An 18,065-nucleotide genomic window follows, 5' to 3' on the forward strand; every position below is an offset into this window, starting at 1 on the left:
GGCGCCGTGTCTCATGGACATCGTTGCAGGAGGTCAATCGCGACGCTGGAAGATGGCGATATTCGGAGCATAGGCCCACGGCTTCCACTGGGGGCACTCCTTGAGCACCCGCTGGCAGACACGATTCACTCCGGGAAATGCGTCGACATCGTGGAAGGCGACAAAACCCGAGGGCGCCACCAGGCTGCCCCATGCTGCGAAGTCATACCACGCATGGAGATACTCATGGATGGCATCAATGAACACCATGCTGATGGCCTCTCCGCTCCATGAGGTGAAAGCGGCATCCGAGACGTCCCTGACGTGTCGAATATTGGTCATGCCATCGGTGTGCTCGCGGAAGAGGGCGAGATCCTTCTCATGACCACCCTCTCCAAGATAGGGGTCGACGGCGACCACTGTCCGCTTGGTGGCCGCAGCCAAAGCACGGGTTGTGACGCCGCGGAAGCTGCCGATTTCCACGATGGGGCTGTCCATGGTTTCAGATTCGGCCACTGCTGCGAGCAGCACCTCAAGCTGACCCTGAGTCACTGCGGTGTGAGGCAATCCTGTGCCGGCTTCCTGTGTCACGCGGGCTCCGGCCCCCGTAAAGACTGGTACCAGCGAACGGTGGGTCTTCCGTGAAGTGAATTCATGGAGTCTCCTCCGAACCGTCCAGTTCCAGAATCTTGCGACGTTCCAGCGCGAGCGATTCCGCCAGAGAGAAGGCGATTCCGGAATGGGAATGAGACGGTTCATGACAGATTAGCTGATGTAGAAAGAAGGAGGGTGAGGTCTGCTGCGCGCAGGAATGGCATCACAGACCGAGGCAATTGCCATCTCGATAAAAAATCGTGGTCTCGTCGACTCCAAGCCCCGCAGGCTTGAGGCCTTGGAGTCGAAGCTTCCGGAAGCCTTTTTGTTCCAGTTCCGCGATGCCTTCCTGATAGCGGGGCCTTGAGGAGTCATCCCAGAGAATCACACCATCGGAAGCCAGGCGCGGAAGGCAATGGCGTGCACAATCGACACGCATCCTGCCATCAATGAGAATGATCTGAAACTCGCCCACAGCCTGCGATGCGGCGCGGGGGTAGTTGTCCCCGAGAGGCACGAGGAGGATGCGGACGTTTGAAGATGCGGGAATCATCTCCTTCACACGCTGGAGCCATTGCTCTTCGTGCTCCACGGCGACCACCTCCTTCACGCGTGAGCTCCAGAAAACCGTGGAAAAGCCGCTGCCGAACTCCAGCACACGGTGGTCGGGTTTCAATCTCTCTTCCAGCAGTGCCAGAATGGGGTAGTTGAGATAGGCGAGAGGTTTTCCCTGGGCATCGACAGGAAGATTTTTTTCCAACGATCTCAGGTAACCTGTCTGCAGAAGGTAAGAGCTGGAGTGCCGGATGAGATGGCGGCAACGCCAGAGGACCGCGAGCCTGGGAGCCCGGCGTTCAACCAGGGTTTGGAGTTTGGAGATGAAGGTTGCCATCAATCGACTGTTTCAAAGAGTGACTGCACGCGCTGCCGTAGCCAGGGGCTCTGAGGTGCCGGCCTCATGCGCTTTGCCGGGGATGCATGATCAGATACCCACGCGAGGCCCCGCGTACTTCGTTCAGGGCGGTCGACAAATCCGCAGGCGACAGGACGTTGCGAGTTATCTCAAGATAGTGGGGAATGCTCTTGGGAGCATGGGACACGTACTCAATGTCGTGCGAGTCCTGAAAACGGCTCTGCAGGAGATTGCGTGTGGATTCTCCGGGAGAGTCCTTGGTCTCGTGCAGTTCCACCACGATGACGGAGTCGCGAAGCGCCGGGCATTTCATGGGGTCGATCAAAAAAGTTTCCCCGCCTTCGATGTCACAAAAGAGCAGCCCCTTGCTTTTGGCAGGGCCAAGAAGCTTCCCTAGTTCTTCGAAGGTGCACAGCAGGTTGATGCGAAGATTTGAAATCTGATTGAGCCGCGCGAGCCGTGCCTGCGCGCGTCGGGCGAAGGGGTCGATGTCGAACGCATGCACGACAGTGTCAGGGAGGCGGGCCGCCAGCAGCACGGCGTAGTACCCTTCGGCTGCCCCCACATCCACGATGACACTGGGTGGTGATTGGAAAAGCCTTTCCAGAAACGGATGCAGTTCATCTTCGTAGCTGCCGATCCACTTAGGAAGAATGGGCCCCCACAGGCCCACTTCGTCCAGATAAGGCAGACCTTGGAAGGGGCCGGAGAGAACCGTGGGAGGCGCGCCCCCGTACAATAGGGGGCGCACCTGGTTTTGAAACTTCCCGTACCTCTTCTTGCAATGCTGACGGAAGCGATAGGAACTCAGGAACTGATACACCTTCGGGAATGCAGCTTTGGCTGCACCACGACAGGTTTGCGTGATCTTTTTGCGCCAGGTCGAGGAAGCGGACATGTGAAGAATTAGTCAGCGGCGGGTCAGCCGCTTCAAAATGCCGCGAGGACCAGCAGCCCGCGCGCGCTTGTAGAGGGTTCGGCTTCGGAACCAGCACCAACGAAGAAACAGGCGCATGTTGACTGGCCCGAAGTACACGGGCGGATGCCCCGTGTCATGACCCAGCAGAGCCGCGTATTCTTCGACGAAGGGATTGCGATCATGAATGATCTTGGCGCGAGCAAAGCCGCCGAGCACCACGGGATAGTTGGTGCGGAAATTGAATTCCGCCGGCAGGATGTAGTGGCGCAGATCCGAGTGAAACAGAGTGTGGCGGAAGGCGGGCTGGTCAGCCGGCCGCTTGTGCTGGAAGACGTTCAGGTAGTTTTCCTCCCAGGCTTTGAAGAAGGCAATGGTCCGCGGTTCCCGCCGATACACCACCACCCCGGTGTTCAACGCGGGGAACGAATCCGGAAATTCCTCGAAGGCATACTCATTGCGATACACCTCATGAGCGATGGCGAGATCGTACTTCTCAAGCGGCAGGAAGATATCCTCGCAGGGCTGGCACATCCAGGTATCTGAGTCGAGGAACAACGTCTCGTCGTATGGAGTCGCTGCCATGGAGCGGATCTTTCCGGGGCGCCCCATGTTGCCACCCTCAACCGGAATGACCTGCTCAAAGAGTCCCGGTGGCGGTGTTTGATCCGTAAAGAGTGTCATGGGAAAGCCCGGCATTACTGCCTGCACGGACTTTGCCGAGATCACTGCCTCAGCCAGGTACTTGGGTCCTGTAGCCACGTAGATGATGCCTCGAGTCTTTGTCATGTATTTCTGAAGCCCTTCACTTGGATTCAGGCGGGTACGTTCACTTGGATCTGGCGAGGTCCGGTTTCTGAGAAGCGGAAGCGGATGAGCGCTCCGTTTCCTGTACCAGCGCATGGAATCCCTGCTTGTATTGTGGAGAGTAGGTGATGCGCAAGGGGATCGTCTTCAGCAGGTTGAGCCACTGCCTGCCACTGCGGAGCGCAAGGATGGCGGCCGGCACTCCGGCTTCGGCAAGGTGGAAGATGGCCGTGGCGCCTTCAGACCGCTCACGAGCCTGCTTGAGCACTGCGTCCATGGATTCGCGCACGTCACGAGTCCACCGTCTTACCTGATCCCGGGTGAAATAAACTTCGCTGAGATGGGCGAGGCGATGGCGCAAAACCCCACCCGCCGATCCACTGCGGGGACTCTGCTTCTTGCAAACGAAGCGCCCAAACACCGCAAGCGGCTCTGGCTCATACCGGCAGTCATCCTGAAAACTGACGGCACGTCGTGGCTCGGAGAGTGAGGCGTTGTAGGGTTCGAGCGCGGAGAGGTTGACCCCGCGGTGCAGACGCCAGAAATAGCTCAGGTTTCCAATGGTGTAGGTGAAGAATGCCTCCAGTACACGGTCGCGATATGTGATGACGCGCGACTCACTGCCGTAAAGGGAGCGCATGGGTTCATCCGGATTGGACGTGAAGGAACCATCTTCCTCGATGTCCACCATGAGGAAGTTTCGCGCCAATACCGGTTCTTTGTTGGCCTGCAGACTCTTCACGTTTTCTTCGAGCAGTGTCGGTTGGAAGAGATTGTCATCTTCGAGCACACAGGCGAATTCCGTGTCGTCGAACACCGGCTCAGGCGCGAACGCCTTGCAAAGGTTCAGCGCGGCTCCCAGGTTCTTTGCGTTCGGTCGGCACTCGATACGGGCATCACCAAGCTCGTTGACGATGGCAAGGGACTCTTGATCCGGTGAGTCGTCATACACCACGGCCCGCCAGTCGGTGTACGTCTGGCTGTAGAGTCCTGCCAGCGCCCGGCGCAGCAGCGCGGGGCGCTTGTAGGTGATGATGCGCACTTCTACCTTGGGCCGGGACATGGCAATGGGTCAGGAGGACGCAGGAGTCGGGCGGAAGCGCATGCTCTCTCTCAAGCCGCACGCGTGGCGGATTTCCGATAGGCGTAGATGCAAACGTCCTGAAAATGGCCGCGGCGGAAGGGGCGCTGCAGCTTGCCCTCGATTTGATAGCCAAATCCGGCCGACTCCAGCATCCCCAAGAAGGCCGTCATGGTATCCTGTTCCGGAACAATGTGATGGTGGTACTCGATCACCATCTGCTCGATGAGTTGGATCTTCCCAGACTCTACCAGATCCACCAGCACGTCCTGCTCACCGCCTTCAATGTCGAGCTTCAGGAAATCGACCGGGCCACTCATGTGGTCGGAGAGTTTTGCGGCCGGCACCATCTGGCAGCGCTCGGAGGTTCGCTCCTTCATGCGGCTGGCGAGCAGGGAGCCGGGGCTCTCGTCCTTGGTGTAGAAGGCAATTTCTCCTGTCTCATTGGCTAGAGCCTTGGCATGTGCGGTGACATCCGCGAGGTTGTTGCGCCGGATGGTTTCCTCCAGGCACTGGAAGGCGGAAGGCTGGGGCTCGAAGGCGGTGATGCGCGCCTTGGGATAGAGGCATTTGAAATAGACGAGTGCCATCCCGATGTTGCTGCCGCAGTCGAGGATCACAGGATCTTCGCGGTGCGCCTTGAAGTAGTAGCTCTGGCGCATGAAGATCTCGTAGAAGAGATATTTCAGCGTTTCCAGGCTGCAGTAGCTCATCTCCATGCCGGCGAGGCTTGCCGTCTTGCGAGTCTTGTCGACACGACCCAGGACAAACAGATTCACATATTCCCGGCACAGTCGGCGGCGAAGATCCTTGGGGAATGGAAATGCCCAAATCGCCTGGAGAGCGCGTTTGAGTTCAATGGGTTGTCGCAGGTACCGAATCATGAGATGGCGTCCAGAGTCTTCTTGATGGCGTCCCGTACCATGGCCGGGGTGATTTGCCGAAGGCATTTTTTGTCATACGGGCAGTCAGTGCGCAGCCAGCACGGGGCGCATGGAACGGGGGAGTAGAACTGCCGGGCAAGCGGATAGGGGTAGGTGCCTTCGTAACCGCCAATGACGACGACTGACGGCACCTGATAGGCGTGGGCGACATGCATGCCTCCGGACGGAGGCCCCACAAACACTGCCGCCTCCTGGATGCACGCGGCGAACTGGGGCATGGTCGTACGACCCACCAGCGAGCGAAAGCGGGGATGCGCCGGCGGCTGATCAAACACACTCTCCGTGCCGACCTCCAAGACAGCGATATCGGGAGCCAACAGTTCAATCATTTGCTGCCAGTACTCTTTGGGCCACTGCTTGTTCGGAGTCCATGCACTGGCCACCGTTTGCATCACCACTGCCGGGGCGTCTTTGGGAAAGGACGAGGGGAGTTCCTCTGGTGGCCTGCGGGGGAGGGAGGTGGTATGCTCGCTCAGGCGCAGGCCCATTTGCAAAGCCATCTGCTCGACGATCGCAAGCCGGTGGCGCTGGAGATACATCAACCCAATGCTTCCCGCCGGAATGGTTTCCTGCTGATAGGGGACAATAAGCAGGCCGTCGGTCGACGCAGGCATGAGGGACATGTGCCTCGCATGGAAGGTGAGCTTGCACGAGGGTGCCTTTTGGGACGCGGCTTGCACCACGGAAAGAGCCATCAACTCGTCCCCCAGACCACCGGCCACAGACCAGACATCCAGAGAGCGGCGCCGCCAAGGGGGCATCTTCAGCCGAAGCGCCCAACTCAGTTCAGTACGGCGCCGACGGGCGAGAGCCCGGAACTTCGAAAGAAGGGTCATCCGACGAATTGCTCTTCTGGCAGCAGGCCGCCCCGCGATGTGGCGGACTCGTGTGAAGCCGGAAGGGCCAGCAGATTGGCGTACTCGCGTCGCAGGTTCCGTTCCTCGGATGGCATGGGCACAAGGGCTAGTCCCAGCCTCCGGTGGTCCCGGGGGAGCTTGGAAGTCTGCATCAGGCATCTGACCCCGTTTTGCTCAAAGGCCCACGCCGGCTGGTAAAGGTGATAACCCAGGGACTCCAACAGGCGCAGGGGTTCCAGGCTGCTCACCGAATCCGCTGCCCAGTTCTCCATGATGATTACAGGCTTCGCACGATTGAGCACCTTTTGTGCTCCCCTCAGCACGGCCGCTTCATGACCTTCCACGTCCAGCTTGATGACGGAGGGATCCGGAAGGTCCATCGAGTCTGCCGTCATCACCTTCACCCGTTCACCGGAAGCGTTTGCATCGAGAGATGCGAGACCACTGTGGACACCGTCCGGAACCGCCATGCAGGATGTTCCATTCACATCACCGAGAGCCAGTTGGTGACAGTGCACGCGCTCGCTCAAACCTGCCTGCTTCACAACGGATGCGAGATCACGAAACGATGAAGGTGTGGGCTCAAACGCATGAATTTCCCCGGTGAACTCCGGGCGCGCGCAGGCATAGAGGGGGAAGTATCCCCAGTTGCTGCCGATGTCCCAGAACACACCGGACTCACGGAGAAAGGCGTCCAGCAATACGGAGGTCTCAGGTTCGTATCCCTCGGCGAATTTTGGAAGGTAGACCGCGTGGAACTGGGTGTTCCTCGCATCGAACTGGATTTCGATCGGCTTGCCACCGGGAAGGTAGTCGAACAACCCCAGCGCCGGGCGGCGATGCAAAGCCAGGACTGCGGAGTAAATCCGCCGCAGCGCAAAACTTTGCGCGATACCGAGGTGGGAACGCCGTCCGTGGTGGTAGACGTATTGATAAAACTTGGCCAGAGCGGGCAGCCGTTTGGAGCGAAAGCAAAGCCTGACCGAATTCGACAGCAGCCGTTGCTGGGATGTGGTGTGTTGGTGCAAGTGGTCGCGGGACTATGGGGATGGATTCCTAGCCACTACGCCGGGGGTGGGCATCGAGCACTCGTGATTGCCGCCATTGATTGATTGGGAGATCAATGAGGCGCAGCACGAGCCAGCTCATTCCGCATGAAATGGCCATCGTGGTCAACATGAAAACAAAGGAGTTCTGAATAGAGGTGCCGAAGAGTGACTTGGTCCAGGGGGCGAGGAGTGCCGTTTTGACTGTAATGTGCAGCAAATATACCGGGTACGACAACTCGCCCACAGCGCGGTCCCACTTTGAACGGGCACTCCACTGGAACAGGGAGGGAATGGCAAGCGCTGCAAGCCCATAGAGCAACACCTGGCTCAGGGTATGGCTCACGGAGGCAATCAGGGTATAGAATGCGATGGACAGTCCCAACGCGGTAACGATCCCAATCTGCACGAACGTCCATCCTGCCGAGGGGCTGAAGTTCTGCACCCCACGGTACAGCCGGTAGGAGAGGATTCCCAACACGAAATACCCAAACTGCATCGGAAACCAGAAACTGCCTGCAACGGTGGCGAAGGAAGGAGACGTCAGCTTTGGCAATGCCACGACGAGCAGCATGCTCCCGAGCAGCACGAGGGCAAGACCCCAGGTGCGCAGGCGGGTCAGAAGCGGTGCGGCGAGATAGAAACACAATTCGCACGAGATGCTCCATGCGTGGGCCAGGGGAAGAGGTCTCCATCCGCGGATGAATCCCTCAACCTTCCCAGTATAGAGCGAGGGGACGAGGTCAGGAGACAGGGAGAATAGAAAGAAGCTGTCCACGCCAAATCCGGAAAGCTGCGTGCCGGCATAGGCACTCAGCAGACCCCAATGTCCCTCCTGCGAAAGCCGGCGGAGATCGGCCAGCCAATGCCCGCTGGGAAGGGAATCCGAGCTGAGCAGGATGAAACCAAGCACCACTTCCACAAGGAGTGCCACCCAGAGCAGAGGAAAGATGCGGAGCGCGCGGTTGGAATAGAAAAGCCACAGGCGACCGGGAAGTCCCTCTCGATATTTCTCCGCGAGGATCATGGCCATGTAGAAGCCTGACACCGCGAAGAAGAGTCTCACGGCCACTTCGCCATGAATCACAGTGAGGCCTTTGGGTGGCACTGTATGAGCCACGACCACCAGGAGCGCGAGCAGCAATCGGAAATGACCCATCTCTACTGGATTGTATTTTTCCTGGTGGACTCAGGCTTCCCGCCCGAGTGAGCTTGCTGGTCTTCCAAGCATTTCACCGACTTCCGTCGTGAAGTTCTCATGGATCACGTCCGGACAGAAATCCCCTTCGGCGTACTGCCGGCTTTTGCTGACGCAGAAGTGCCAGAAATCCTCATGTTTGAGGCGCTCAAGTGCCTCCTGGATCCGGGCAGACTCCAGAGAATCAAGCCACAAAGGCCAGTTCACTTTTTTCGCCCATTTACCCACGGTGGTATTCGCAGGTGCGGCAATGAGGATGGGTAAACCCAGGTGGGAGTACTCCAGAAGTTTGCTGGGGAAGCTGGTCAGGGAAAGCTCTTCCGCACTGGTGTCAAAGCTGTAATGCACCAGGAGGCAGGTGGAATTGGCCGCGGCCCACTTGATGCCATCCGGAGGATTTTGGGGGATGGCGCGCAGTTCCAACACATCATGATAGTCCTGCAATTCCTGCCTGAGCGATGCCAGACGTTTCTCCTGGGTGATGATTACCAGCCGCCCCGCTGAGGTGCGCATTTCAGACATCAGCGCGCGGAAGACATCGTGGTTGGAGGACTTCAGGCCACCGGCAAAAGTGATGGTGGTGCAGTCGGTGAATTCCTGCCGCCACCCCGGCGTAGGCACCTCAATGCGGCCCGGAATGGGAGGCAGGATGTGGCAGAGAGCGGGATCCAGCTCGGGAACGCGTCTCAGGTATTCCGCCCGAAGTTCTTCGGAAACGAACCAGAGTATGGAGGCGCGCTTCAATGTGCCGCGGGTGTCCGCATGCATGCGCCGCCGTTCCTTGGGCGTGTCCGCCCATAATTCACGCAGGTCGTAGACGATGACCCCCATGGGAATGCGCAGCTTGTTCGCCACCCAGGACCAGTGCGAGAGCCGGCTCCCATTGAAGACCATGAGGATGCCATCTGGTCTCACACAGAGGATTTTGATTACCCCTTCAAGGATCACCAGAAATCTCCTGAGTGCGATGGTCCACGAGAGCCGGTAGATCAGCGGAGGCCAGAACCACCTGCCGCGCGGGATGAGGTGCACGGAGTCGAAGTCAGATGCCCCAATGAATGTGTGCTTCACACGCAGAGGCTGCAGTTCCTGCGCCAGGAGGCTCGTGGGAATGCCAGATGCATTCAAACGTCTGGCGTGGCGCAGCAGACACAAGTGCCCACCACCACCCTCCTGGAAGTCAGTGCACACCATCAGCAAATGAGGAGCGTTGCATGCCCGGGACTCCGGAGGGGTGACTTTGTCCGCGGCGTTGCTGGTTGCCGGTGCATGGACCGCTTCCAGTTTCGCAGGGTGGTCGCCCGTCCTGTAGGCAGCACTCGTTGGGGTCCCTTCCGGTTGCAGGTGTGCCGGAGGCCAGGGAGGATTGAACGTGGTCAGCCATTCGCTGAAGATGGATGTGGCTGAGCGCGACCAGTCTGAACCGATGCTGAATCCAGAGGCAATGCGACGCAGCAGGATGGTGGGGGACACCTTCCAGGCTTCGATGCACCACCCGAGAGACCTTGATCGATGATTGACGATATTCGCCAGGGTCAAGTTGGTGGTCATTTCCGCCTGTAGCGTGCGCGGACGCAGCAACTGCTTCCGCCAGCCTGGCACTTCCTTCCAACGGTCAGGAATGGGAGAGGTGGGGTCATCCAGGACTCGCCGCAGAGCCTGTCTGAAGTGCCATGCATCCCGGAGGGAGAATCTCTTGGACGCCTGGGTGGAGTGCACGCGCCACGTGGCTCCGGTGTCTGCGACCCAGATGAAATCCGTGGCAAGGCTCGCCCTCAAAGACCACTCGGCATCTCCGAGGAACGAAAGGTCCGTGGGAAACAGTCCGGTGCGTTTCAATAGCCCCCGGCGAAACAACAACCCGGTAACGCTTCCCACGCCCCAGGAAAAGCTGGCCAGCATGAGGAACATCGACTCCTTCGAAATCCGAGTCCTGCCCGGACTCAGGTGAGAATCAAGAAACCGGTGGATCTCCCTCTGGCTGCCGGGAATGGGATGGCCTTCTTCGTCGATCCAGTCGACCGGGCAGAGCGCGAGGTCGGCATCAGGAGTCTCGTCCAGGGCACGGGAGAGTTTCTCCAGGCAGTCCTCATTCATCGTATCGTCAGCCGTCGCGATGTAGATGTAGTCGCCCGAGGCTCGCCTCAGGCATTCATTCCAGCCCGCGTACAAACCTTCCATAGGGACCCGGTGGAGGTGGACGCGAGGATCGCTTGTGAAGGTTTCGAGATACTCCCAAGTTCCATCGTCCGAATGGCTGTCGCAGGCAATCAATTCCCAATCCGCAACGGACTGCCGGATGATGCTCTCCATCCGCTCGCTCAGAAAGTCTCGCGCATTGCGCGTCGGAAGCAGGATGGAGACCCGCAGCGTGGTCGAAGGATGCTTCGGGCTTGGGGCCGAAGATGTGTTGAGTGCCGGCATTAGGAGAGACTCGACCATGGCCACTTACAGGTCGGCAGGACGGATGTTGTCATGGCCGTGTTCAGCCGATCTGGTGAAGAGGTGGCGAGATATCACGCCTCGGAACGATGCCATGGTGTCTGGTTTCAAGATGGTGCTCAAGGATGGCGCTCCTGAACGGAAGGCAGACCGGTCACCAGCTGGTCATTCGTCAGCGGAGTTCTTGATGCGATGAAGATGGCGCGGCTGAGCGGTGCCGCATGCTGGTCTGGTTGGGTCCAGTCGGTGGGGAACTCCGGATGATTTGGCTGCGTCACCGGCACGTACACATGAGGGAAGGACTGTTTCAGTTGCTCGAAGAGCCAGCGTCGTGTGGGCCTGCAGCCGGAGCCTGACGTGGCCTGCGTGGGGTCTTCACGTTTTTCGGGAACAATGTTGATCTCCAGACCGTCGCCAAAAGAAACGCAGGTCTCAAGAAGGAGCATGCCCCGGGTCAACTTTGCCAGGTACTCAAGTGTGGCAGCGGGATTCCCCAGGTGATACAAGGTTCCGTAGCAGTGGGTGATGTCGAATTTCTCGTTGTCCAGTTCCGGACCGGGAGCTTCTAGATCGTGCTTGCGAATGTCTGCGTCAGGAAACCGGCGACGAAGGACCGCAAGGTTGTCCTCACGCGGCTCAGTGATCGTAATCTGGCAGTCGCGATCACGGTAGTAGCGCGAGTGGTCGCCGATGCCCGCGCCCACTTCCAGTACACGCTGTCCCCGGACGGGAAGCCGTAGACTCGCAAGATGCTCAAGACGGCAGCCGGTATGACGCAGATAGAAAAACGCGTGGAAATAGTTCCTGGGATCGGAGGCTTCCGTGGCCTGCAGGCCGAACTTGGGAGCCAGCCGCTTCGCTGCTTTTACGAGGAGGGATTTCATGGGCGGGGCGGATCAGAGTGCGCGATCGAGCGGTACAAGGAGGAAGTTCTCCTGCCTCACCTGGCAGAGCAGGCGCAGGTGTGCCGCGTCCGGAATGGGCAAGATGTTTTCGAGGTCGAACAGGCGGTACCCGCGCTCGGTGGCAAACGTCAGGAGATCCTCAACGGCCAATCCATAGGCGCCCAGGTTTGCCGGCGTCCATTCAAGAATGATCATGGGGCGGCATTGCTTCAGCAGTGCTTCCGCTCCTTGCAGCACCAGACATTCGGCACCCTCCACATCGATCTTGATCAGGGAAACCTCAGGACGTCCAAACTCCACCCAGATGTCGTCGAGCGGGATGGTTTCAACTGAGATGGTGCGGGTCATGTCCACCCGGCCAGTGTTCTTCATGCCTTCGAAGGCGCTGTTGCCAGAATCGGCGAGGACGAAATCCACGACACCCTTCGTATTGCTCACAGCTTTCGACACCACATTCCATCTGTCCCGGAAAGCCGAGGCCTCCCGGGTTTTGCTCAGGTAGGGGAATGAGTTGGGCGAGGGCTCGATGGAAACGGCCTTCACTCTTGGATTGTTTGCCAGAACGGGCACGGACATCAGTCCCAAGTTTGCCCCCACGTCAAAGAACCAGGTGTCCGGCCTCGCCAGGTGCTGCATGCGCTGGGAGACGACGCGCTCAAACACACCCTCCCTCCGCACGCGCTGGAAGAGGATGCTGTTGGGTGGGCTGAAGATCTTCGCTCCAAAGTAGGGGAAGTATCCTTTCGCACGAAGGCGCAGATGGGCGATGTGGTCCTTGATTCGTTGCATGAGTCGATGGAAGCGGGCTACAAGCCCTGATGGACTTCGAAGTCCAGATTCACGAGGCCGCGGTGTTCCACGGGGTAGGGGACGAAGTTGCTGACGGAGTCTTCGAGCACGGTGACTTCCACCAGATTCATGGTGCTGTGGCGGGTCATGTCTGCCACGACATAGATTCCAATCTTGTAGGTGCCAGGCACAAAAGGCACGGACTTGATATCGAAGGAGAGGTGGAACTTGCCCTCGGATAGCTTCACGGGCACGGAGCCGTCCATGCGAGGATCCACCACGGCGATGCGTGTGCCTTTGAGATCCAGTATGATGAGGGCGCAGTCCGTGAGCCGGGTGGCGCGGTTGGAGTTCAGGGTGACATCAATCCTCACCGGTTTCCCCTGGCGGACCTGGCTGGGTGAGGCCTCAAACTTCTCAAGCGTGATCTCGTGGGAGAGCGCCAGGGGAAGGTCTGTACCGCTGTCCCTGTCCGTGGCCGCAAGATAGCGCGCAATCTCACCTGCGACATCATGACTGTGGGCGGCCAGCTTTCCGCCGGACAAGCGGATGACCGTATTGCACAGGGCCTCCACGGCTCCGAGATTGTGGCTTACGAAGAGCACCGTGCGTCCTGTCTTTGCCACGGCGTCCATGCGATCGATGCATCGCTTCTGGAAGTCCGCATCACCGACAGCCAGCACTTCATCCACCACGAGTACGTCTGGCTCCAGGTGGGCGGCCACGGAGAATGCCAGCCGCACATACATGCCAGAGCTGTAGCGCTTGACCGGCGTACCGAGAAACTGCTCCACACCGGCAAAGGCGGCAATCTCATCGAACTTCGCCGCCACCTCGGCGTGCGACATGCCGAGAATGGCGCCATTCAAGAAGATGTTCTCCCTTCCCGTAAGTTCAGGGTGAAAGCCAGTGCCGACTTCCAGCAGGCTTGCCAGCCGGCCCCTGACTTTGGCGACTCCGTGGGTCGGGGTGGTGATGCGTGAGAGAATCTTGAGCAAGGTGCTTTTGCCTGCTCCGTTGCGCCCCAGGATGCCAACGATCTCGCCCTGATTCACCTCGAAGTTCACATCATCCAGCGCCCAGAGATCGGTGTCCGTGACGGTGGGTTTGTTGTTGGCGCCGATTTTGGCATAGGGATCAGGCTTTCCCCGCAATCGGTGCCACCAGCGGTTGGCATCATGCACGAGGGTGCCGGTGCTGACTTCTCCAAGCCTGTAACACTTGGACAGGCGCTCTACTCGAATGACGGGATGACTCACAATTTGTCTGGGGACACGGCGTTATCTGGCCGGCTGGGCGGCGCCAGAAACTCTTGAATTCAATTGCTTCTCCCAACCGTCGAGAGGCCGACCGGTCTGGGGGAAGAAGGCTTCGTTCAGCCAGAGGCCGTTTGATTGCAGCAATCTGCCATCATCGGCGTGGGCGGGATCATAGAAGCGGTAGAGCCAGAAGCCATGCTGCCGGAGCAGATCATCCACCTGGGAGAAGCTGCACTGGCCTTCGTAGTATTTCACGAACAGCACCTCAGCGAACACGGCGCCCACCTTGCGCAGCATTTGCGTGCTCCCCTTGAGGACCGGCAGTTCGCACCCCTGCACATCGAGCTTCAAAAGGTCGATCGAGGTGATATTCCTGGTGTCGCAGTAGTCATCCATTGATGACACGGTCACTTCGATTTCGCGACAGGTGTTCAGGTAAGCGCGCTCCTTCAGGTCCTCGTTGGAATGCAGAAATGATGAGGTCTCGCTGAAGGAATTGACGTGGAACACGCGCTTGCCGGAGACTTCGTCGAGTGCCAGGCATTCCACTTTCACGCGCGGGTTGCTGGCATGCCTCGTCCTGGCGACATCGGCCACCTCGGGAATGGGCTCGAAGGCGCAGACGCTGGCATCAGGGAAGTTCTCGACAAACAAGCTCGTGGTCAGTCCATTGTTGGCCCCGACATCAAAGAGGAGGCGAAGCTCCCGGCCTCGCGCCATTCTCTTCAGATCATCAATCCATGGCACGCGCCGCGGCTGGCGCTTTTTGAACGCCGACAGGAAGCGCCGCATGGCACGCCATGCTGGACGCAAGATGGTTTTGAGGGTCGGTGGAACAGCGGTCACCAGATGGCCTTAAGCGAAAGAAGGGGGAGTTCGCACAATCCGCAGACTTGCGGTGCTACACCGTATCCATGAATGTCTTCTCTACGCGATTGAAGATCAGGACGCCGAGAGCAAGCGTAACAACGGTGAAGATGGCGCTGTAGCCGAGATCCGGCCACGAGAAGGTGCCCGCGCCAAGATAGACGGCGCGAAAGGCTTCCACGATGGCTGTCATGGGGTTCAGCTCCAGCCACGTGCGGTACTTCTCACTCACGGTCGAAAGCGGATACACCACGGGTGTAGCGTACATCGCGAGCTGGATTCCGAAGGTCACCAGGAAGGAAAGGTCGCGGTACTTGGTGGTGAGCGAGGAGACGATGATGCCGAATCCGAGGCCCAGACTGCCCATCAGGAGAATGAGCAGGGGGGTCATGCCCACAATGGCGAGCCAGTTCGGGTTCAGCGGAGTTCCCTGGAGCAGATACCAGCCGAGCATGCCAAGGAGCAGCGCGAACTGGATTCCAAATTGAATCAAAGTGGAGATGACGATGGAGAGCGGAGTGACCAGCCGGGGGAAGTAGACCTTGCCGAAGATGTTGGCGTTCGCCGTGAACGTCGTGGAGGTCTTCGTCACGCAGGTGGAGAAGTAATTCCACGGAGTCGTGCCGGCGAGATAGAACAGGAGGGGGGGCAGTCCGTCCGTCGATAATTTTGCCACACCGCTGAAAATAACCGTGAAGGTGAGAGTGGTGAGGAGCGGCTGGATGATGAACCACAGCGGGCCCAGGATGGTCTGCTTGTACTGGGCCACGAAATCGCGTCGCACAAACATCCGTACCAGGTCGCGGTAGCGCCACAGGTCCTCCAGGTGCAGTTCAAACCAGCCCGAGCGCGGGCGGATGACGAGATCCCAATCTTCAGTGGATGTCTGGACGGAGGGAGGGGTGTCGGACTGAGCGGACATTCAGGGTCGGAGAAAAACAGAACGTGCCAGAGTCCGGCACGTGATCAAGCAGCCACACGGGACGGAATGGCGCAGGGTGCGCTGACGCGACCCAAATAAGGGGCGATCTTCGGCGCAAGAAAATCCCGGTAACGTACCCACGAGTCGGCCTTGTGGCGACGCAGTTTGGAGGCGCGTTCGAGGAGAGAGACGGCGGTCGCAGTGATCTCATCGATGGCTTCGTTCACCATGATGAGGTCGTCCGAGGCACGGAGGACGTGCGCTTGGAATCCATGAGCGGTGTCCGCCCGGCCATCGTGGGCAATCAGGATGCCGGGAACGCCGGCGCTGGCAGCCGCGCCGATTCCGTGCACACGGGGTCCGATGACGAGATCGTAGGAGCGATAGAGGTCCAGGTAGCGCGCTGCGTCGTAGTCGTAGCGAATCGCGCAACCGGGGAACAAACGCTGAGCTTCCGGCAGTTCGTCAATGTAGTGGCACACGACCTCGACTTCGCAACGTTGCCCGAATTCCTCAATGAGCCCCTTATACAGGTGGGTGATGAACTTGGAGGCACCGGGGGAGATGCGCTGCCACTTCAGACCACTGTCCGAGGCATGAATGAGGCAGATGCGTTTCAGACCAGTGACCGTGCGTTCTTCTCCAGGCCTCACGGCAAACAGGGAGGGGCAGGGGAGCTGAACAGAACCAAAGGGCGAAAACAACTGCTGGGTGAAGGAATCACGCGCCGTGATCGAAATGGCATGGCTGGCCACGCGGGCGAAGATCGGTTTCAATGAATCGATGGTCCGGGCAGAGCCGCATCCAATGCCGACGTAGGCCGCAGGGATGGAGTGACGATCCAGCATGTCGTATATCTTTGTCAGGCGCCTTCCCGACCATTCTGGAGTCCCTGCGAACACAAACAGATCGCAGAGCTCCGGATCCATATCAAACTTCCAGGAGTTGTCGTGGTGCCCGAGGCGCAGCCATGGAGCCAGCATGTCGCGAAACATTCCCGTGGTTTGCTTGATTTTGCGGAACGGGTTTTGCCATGCGTTCGGAGGTGTGATGTCCGGGTGCCGGTTGAAGATGATCGGATTGAAGTCCGCACCGATCGAGCGGAACAGATTCAGGATACCCAATAAGATGATCTCGTCGCCAGGGTTCCATTGGCGCGTGGTGCTGAAAACGACATTTTTGCGTGGTTGAACCATGAGCCAATGGATGAACAGGGGGTGTTCAACTGGGGTTTGGGGGGAGTGTGTACTGAGATTGGCTATGCCACTGAAACACGGGGGCCAGCACTCCTGGCCTGCGTCCCCGCCAGCGAGGGGAGTCACTCAGTCCGCCTTGTATCTCCAGGTTGACGGACGGATTACCGAAGCCCGGCTTGTGGATCCACTCTAGCGATGTGCCTGAAGCAAGCTCGACAGTATAACGACCCGCATTTAAATAGCGAGGCGGCAGGCGCATTATAAGCCTAAATTCATTATGCAAACGCGGCCAGGTGTCCGGTGCTGTATCGCCAAAAAAGGATTGAAAGACTACCGTGCCATCTTCCGTGGATACTACCACGCCCAGATGAGAGATGTTCTCCGGAGCACAGCAGCTGGCGTCGATCTCAATATTGATCGCCTGTGTATTGGGCACAGGCAGGCGCAGTGTGGCACCGTCGTCACAAGTAAGCGCGAGACGGCGCGGTTGCAGCAAGGCCCGCTCGTTCCGCGGTTCCTGCGAGAGCCACTCCGTCTCTCCCGTGGAGGAAATGCTTTTGCGCAGATATTCCTGCACCACAGCTGTCGCATCCGTGGAATCTTGCAGAACGCGGCCTTTTTCAAACCAGATGGCCCGGTTGCACAGTCGCCTCACAGAATCCATGCCGTGCGTTACAAACAGGACAGTCCTTCCTGTTTCGGCAACGGATTGCATCTTGCCAAGGCACTTTTTCTGAAACTCTGCATCTCCCACTGCCAGCACTTCGTCGACGATCAGGATATCTGCGTCCAGGTGGGCGGCGACGGCGAAGGCAAGCTTCACATACATACCGCTTGAATAACGCTTTACCGGGGTGCGGAGAAAAGGCTCGATGCCGGAGAATGCAACAATCTCGTCGAGTCTTCCCCGTGTCTGGCGGGTGGTCATGCCCATCATTGCGCCATTGAGGAAAATATTCTCCTCGCCAGTGAGCTCCGGGTGAAACCCAGTACCGACTTCAAGAAGGGACGCTATGCGGCCTTTGACACTGGCGTGCCCCGAACTGGGGGCGGTGACGCGGGAGAGAATCTTCAAGAGGGTGCTCTTTCCAGCTCCATTCCCACCGATAATGCCGACCACGTCACCACGCTCGACATCGAAAGACACGTCTTGCAGGGCTTGCACTTTGCCCGAGCGGCCATCTGCTCCCGATTGCGTATGTACGCCCACCTTCTCATAAGGGTCGGGCTGTCCCAGCATGCGGTGCATCCAACGATTGAGGTCATGCACCAGTGTCCCGGTGCTTATTTGCCCAAGATTGTAACTCTTGCTGAGGTCGCGTACGGATAGCACGATGTCGTCGGCCATGA

17 protein-coding genes are annotated in these 18,065 nt (G+C 58.8%); all 17 read right to left on the reverse strand.

From position 1 onward, the window contains the following. Positions 1-33: 33 nt before the first annotated feature. The 17 genes from DES53_RS04540 to DES53_RS04620 all read right to left on the reverse strand — a co-directional run bounded on the left by DES53_RS04540 (position 34) and on the right by DES53_RS04620 (position 18,063). Positions 34-738 (reverse strand): class I SAM-dependent methyltransferase, encoded by a 705-nt coding sequence (locus DES53_RS04540; protein ID WP_113956987.1) that lies wholly within the window; start codon positions 736-738, stop codon positions 34-36. A 58-nt stretch (positions 739-796) separates the two neighbouring features. Further along, on the reverse strand, positions 797-1,465 hold the full coding sequence (locus DES53_RS04545; RefSeq protein WP_113956988.1) for a class I SAM-dependent methyltransferase: 669 nt from the start codon (positions 1,463-1,465) through the stop codon (positions 797-799). A 64-nt stretch (positions 1,466-1,529) separates the two neighbouring features. Beyond that, positions 1,530-2,384, reverse strand: a complete 855-nt coding sequence (locus DES53_RS04550) for a class I SAM-dependent methyltransferase (RefSeq protein WP_113956989.1) — start codon at positions 2,382-2,384, stop codon at positions 1,530-1,532. Between the two features lie 12 nt (positions 2,385-2,396). Next, positions 2,397-3,191, reverse strand: coding sequence for a putative nucleotide-diphospho-sugar transferase (locus tag DES53_RS04555; protein WP_170156853.1), 795 nt, complete (start codon positions 3,189-3,191; stop codon positions 2,397-2,399). Positions 3,192-3,231: 40 nt separating this feature from the next. Beyond that, on the reverse strand, positions 3,232-4,272 hold the full coding sequence (locus tag DES53_RS04560) for a glycosyltransferase family 2 protein (protein ID WP_113956991.1): 1,041 nt from the start codon (positions 4,270-4,272) through the stop codon (positions 3,232-3,234). A 50-nt stretch (positions 4,273-4,322) separates the two neighbouring features. Further along, positions 4,323-5,174: an FkbM family methyltransferase gene (locus DES53_RS04565; RefSeq protein WP_170156854.1), complete on the reverse strand. Its 852-nt coding sequence runs from the start codon at positions 5,172-5,174 to the stop codon at positions 4,323-4,325. Continuing rightward, entirely contained in the window at positions 5,171-5,848 is a 678-nt protein-coding gene (locus tag DES53_RS32780; protein ID WP_170156855.1) for a glycosyltransferase family 9 protein, read from the reverse strand. Before DES53_RS32780 ends, DES53_RS04565 begins: the two co-directional genes overlap by 4 nt. Before the next feature lie 218 nt (positions 5,849-6,066). Next, positions 6,067-6,936, reverse strand: coding sequence for an FkbM family methyltransferase (locus tag DES53_RS04575; protein WP_170156856.1), 870 nt, complete (start codon positions 6,934-6,936; stop codon positions 6,067-6,069). A 211-nt stretch (positions 6,937-7,147) separates the two neighbouring features. Then, on the reverse strand, positions 7,148-8,296 hold the full coding sequence (locus DES53_RS04580) for an acyltransferase family protein (RefSeq protein ID WP_113956995.1): 1,149 nt from the start codon (positions 8,294-8,296) through the stop codon (positions 7,148-7,150). A 30-nt stretch (positions 8,297-8,326) separates the two neighbouring features. Then, positions 8,327-10,777: a glycosyltransferase gene (locus DES53_RS04585; RefSeq protein WP_113956996.1), complete on the reverse strand. Its 2,451-nt coding sequence runs from the start codon at positions 10,775-10,777 to the stop codon at positions 8,327-8,329. A 119-nt stretch (positions 10,778-10,896) separates the two neighbouring features. Continuing rightward, positions 10,897-11,661, reverse strand: a complete 765-nt coding sequence (locus DES53_RS04590; RefSeq protein WP_113956997.1) for a class I SAM-dependent methyltransferase — start codon at positions 11,659-11,661, stop codon at positions 10,897-10,899. A 12-nt stretch (positions 11,662-11,673) separates the two neighbouring features. Next, positions 11,674-12,471, reverse strand: coding sequence for an FkbM family methyltransferase (locus DES53_RS04595; RefSeq protein ID WP_113956998.1), 798 nt, complete (start codon positions 12,469-12,471; stop codon positions 11,674-11,676). A 17-nt stretch (positions 12,472-12,488) separates the two neighbouring features. Beyond that, positions 12,489-13,730 (reverse strand): ABC transporter ATP-binding protein, encoded by a 1,242-nt coding sequence (locus DES53_RS04600; RefSeq protein WP_113956999.1) that lies wholly within the window; start codon positions 13,728-13,730, stop codon positions 12,489-12,491. 21 nt (positions 13,731-13,751) lie between these two features. Next, positions 13,752-14,522 carry an FkbM family methyltransferase gene (locus tag DES53_RS04605; protein ID WP_113957000.1) on the reverse strand — a complete coding sequence of 257 codons (771 nt, stop codon included), beginning with the start codon at positions 14,520-14,522 and terminating at the stop codon, positions 13,752-13,754. A gap of 109 nt (positions 14,523-14,631) precedes the next feature. Continuing rightward, positions 14,632-15,519 (reverse strand): ABC transporter permease, encoded by an 888-nt coding sequence (locus DES53_RS04610; RefSeq protein WP_113957001.1) that lies wholly within the window; start codon positions 15,517-15,519, stop codon positions 14,632-14,634. A gap of 44 nt (positions 15,520-15,563) precedes the next feature. Further along, entirely contained in the window at positions 15,564-16,715 is a 1,152-nt protein-coding gene (locus DES53_RS04615; RefSeq protein ID WP_113957002.1) for a polysaccharide pyruvyl transferase family protein, read from the reverse strand. A gap of 25 nt (positions 16,716-16,740) precedes the next feature. Beyond that, the gene (locus DES53_RS04620; protein ID WP_113957003.1) at positions 16,741-18,063 is read right to left on the reverse strand and encodes an ABC transporter ATP-binding protein; all 1,323 of its coding nucleotides are present in this window, start codon (positions 18,061-18,063) and stop codon (positions 16,741-16,743) included. Between the last annotated feature and the right edge of the window lie 2 nt (positions 18,064-18,065).

The sequence above is a fragment of the Roseimicrobium gellanilyticum genome, assembly GCF_003315205.1.
GTDB lineage: Bacteria > Verrucomicrobiota > Verrucomicrobiia > Verrucomicrobiales > Verrucomicrobiaceae > Roseimicrobium > Roseimicrobium gellanilyticum.

Bases quoted from the DNA above. Each gene is read 5' to 3' on its own strand.
- DES53_RS04585 (WP_113956996.1), bottom strand. From the start codon at position 10,777: ATGGTCGAGTCTCTCCTAATGCCGGCACTCAACACATCTTCGGCCCCA.
- DES53_RS04560 (WP_113956991.1), bottom strand. From the start codon at position 4,272: ATGTCCCGGCCCAAGGTAGAAGTGCGCATCATCACCTACAAGCGCCCC.
- DES53_RS04595 (WP_113956998.1), bottom strand. From the start codon at position 12,471: ATGCAACGAATCAAGGACCACATCGCCCATCTGCGCCTTCGTGCGAAA.
- DES53_RS04620 (WP_113957003.1), bottom strand. From the start codon at position 18,063: ATGGCCGACGACATCGTGCTATCCGTACGCGACCTCAGCAAGAGTTAC.
- DES53_RS04540 (WP_113956987.1), bottom strand. From the start codon at position 738: ATGAACCGTCTCATTCCCATTCCGGAATCGCCTTCTCTCTGGCGGAAT.
- DES53_RS04580 (WP_113956995.1), bottom strand. From the start codon at position 8,296: ATGGGTCATTTCCGATTGCTGCTCGCGCTCCTGGTGGTCGTGGCTCAT.
- DES53_RS04545 (WP_113956988.1), bottom strand. From the start codon at position 1,465: ATGGCAACCTTCATCTCCAAACTCCAAACCCTGGTTGAACGCCGGGCT.
- DES53_RS04615 (WP_113957002.1), bottom strand. From the start codon at position 16,715: ATGGTTCAACCACGCAAAAATGTCGTTTTCAGCACCACGCGCCAATGG.
- DES53_RS04610 (WP_113957001.1), bottom strand. From the start codon at position 15,519: ATGTCCGCTCAGTCCGACACCCCTCCCTCCGTCCAGACATCCACTGAA.
- DES53_RS04565 (WP_170156854.1), bottom strand. From the start codon at position 5,174: ATGATTCGGTACCTGCGACAACCCATTGAACTCAAACGCGCTCTCCAG.
- DES53_RS04590 (WP_113956997.1), bottom strand. From the start codon at position 11,661: ATGAAATCCCTCCTCGTAAAAGCAGCGAAGCGGCTGGCTCCCAAGTTC.
- DES53_RS04555 (WP_170156853.1), bottom strand. From the start codon at position 3,191: ATGACAAAGACTCGAGGCATCATCTACGTGGCTACAGGACCCAAGTAC.
- DES53_RS04550 (WP_113956989.1), bottom strand. From the start codon at position 2,384: ATGTCCGCTTCCTCGACCTGGCGCAAAAAGATCACGCAAACCTGTCGT.
- DES53_RS04605 (WP_113957000.1), bottom strand. From the start codon at position 14,522: ATGCGGCGCTTCCTGTCGGCGTTCAAAAAGCGCCAGCCGCGGCGCGTG.
- DES53_RS32780 (WP_170156855.1), bottom strand. From the start codon at position 5,848: ATGCCTGCGTCGACCGACGGCCTGCTTATTGTCCCCTATCAGCAGGAA.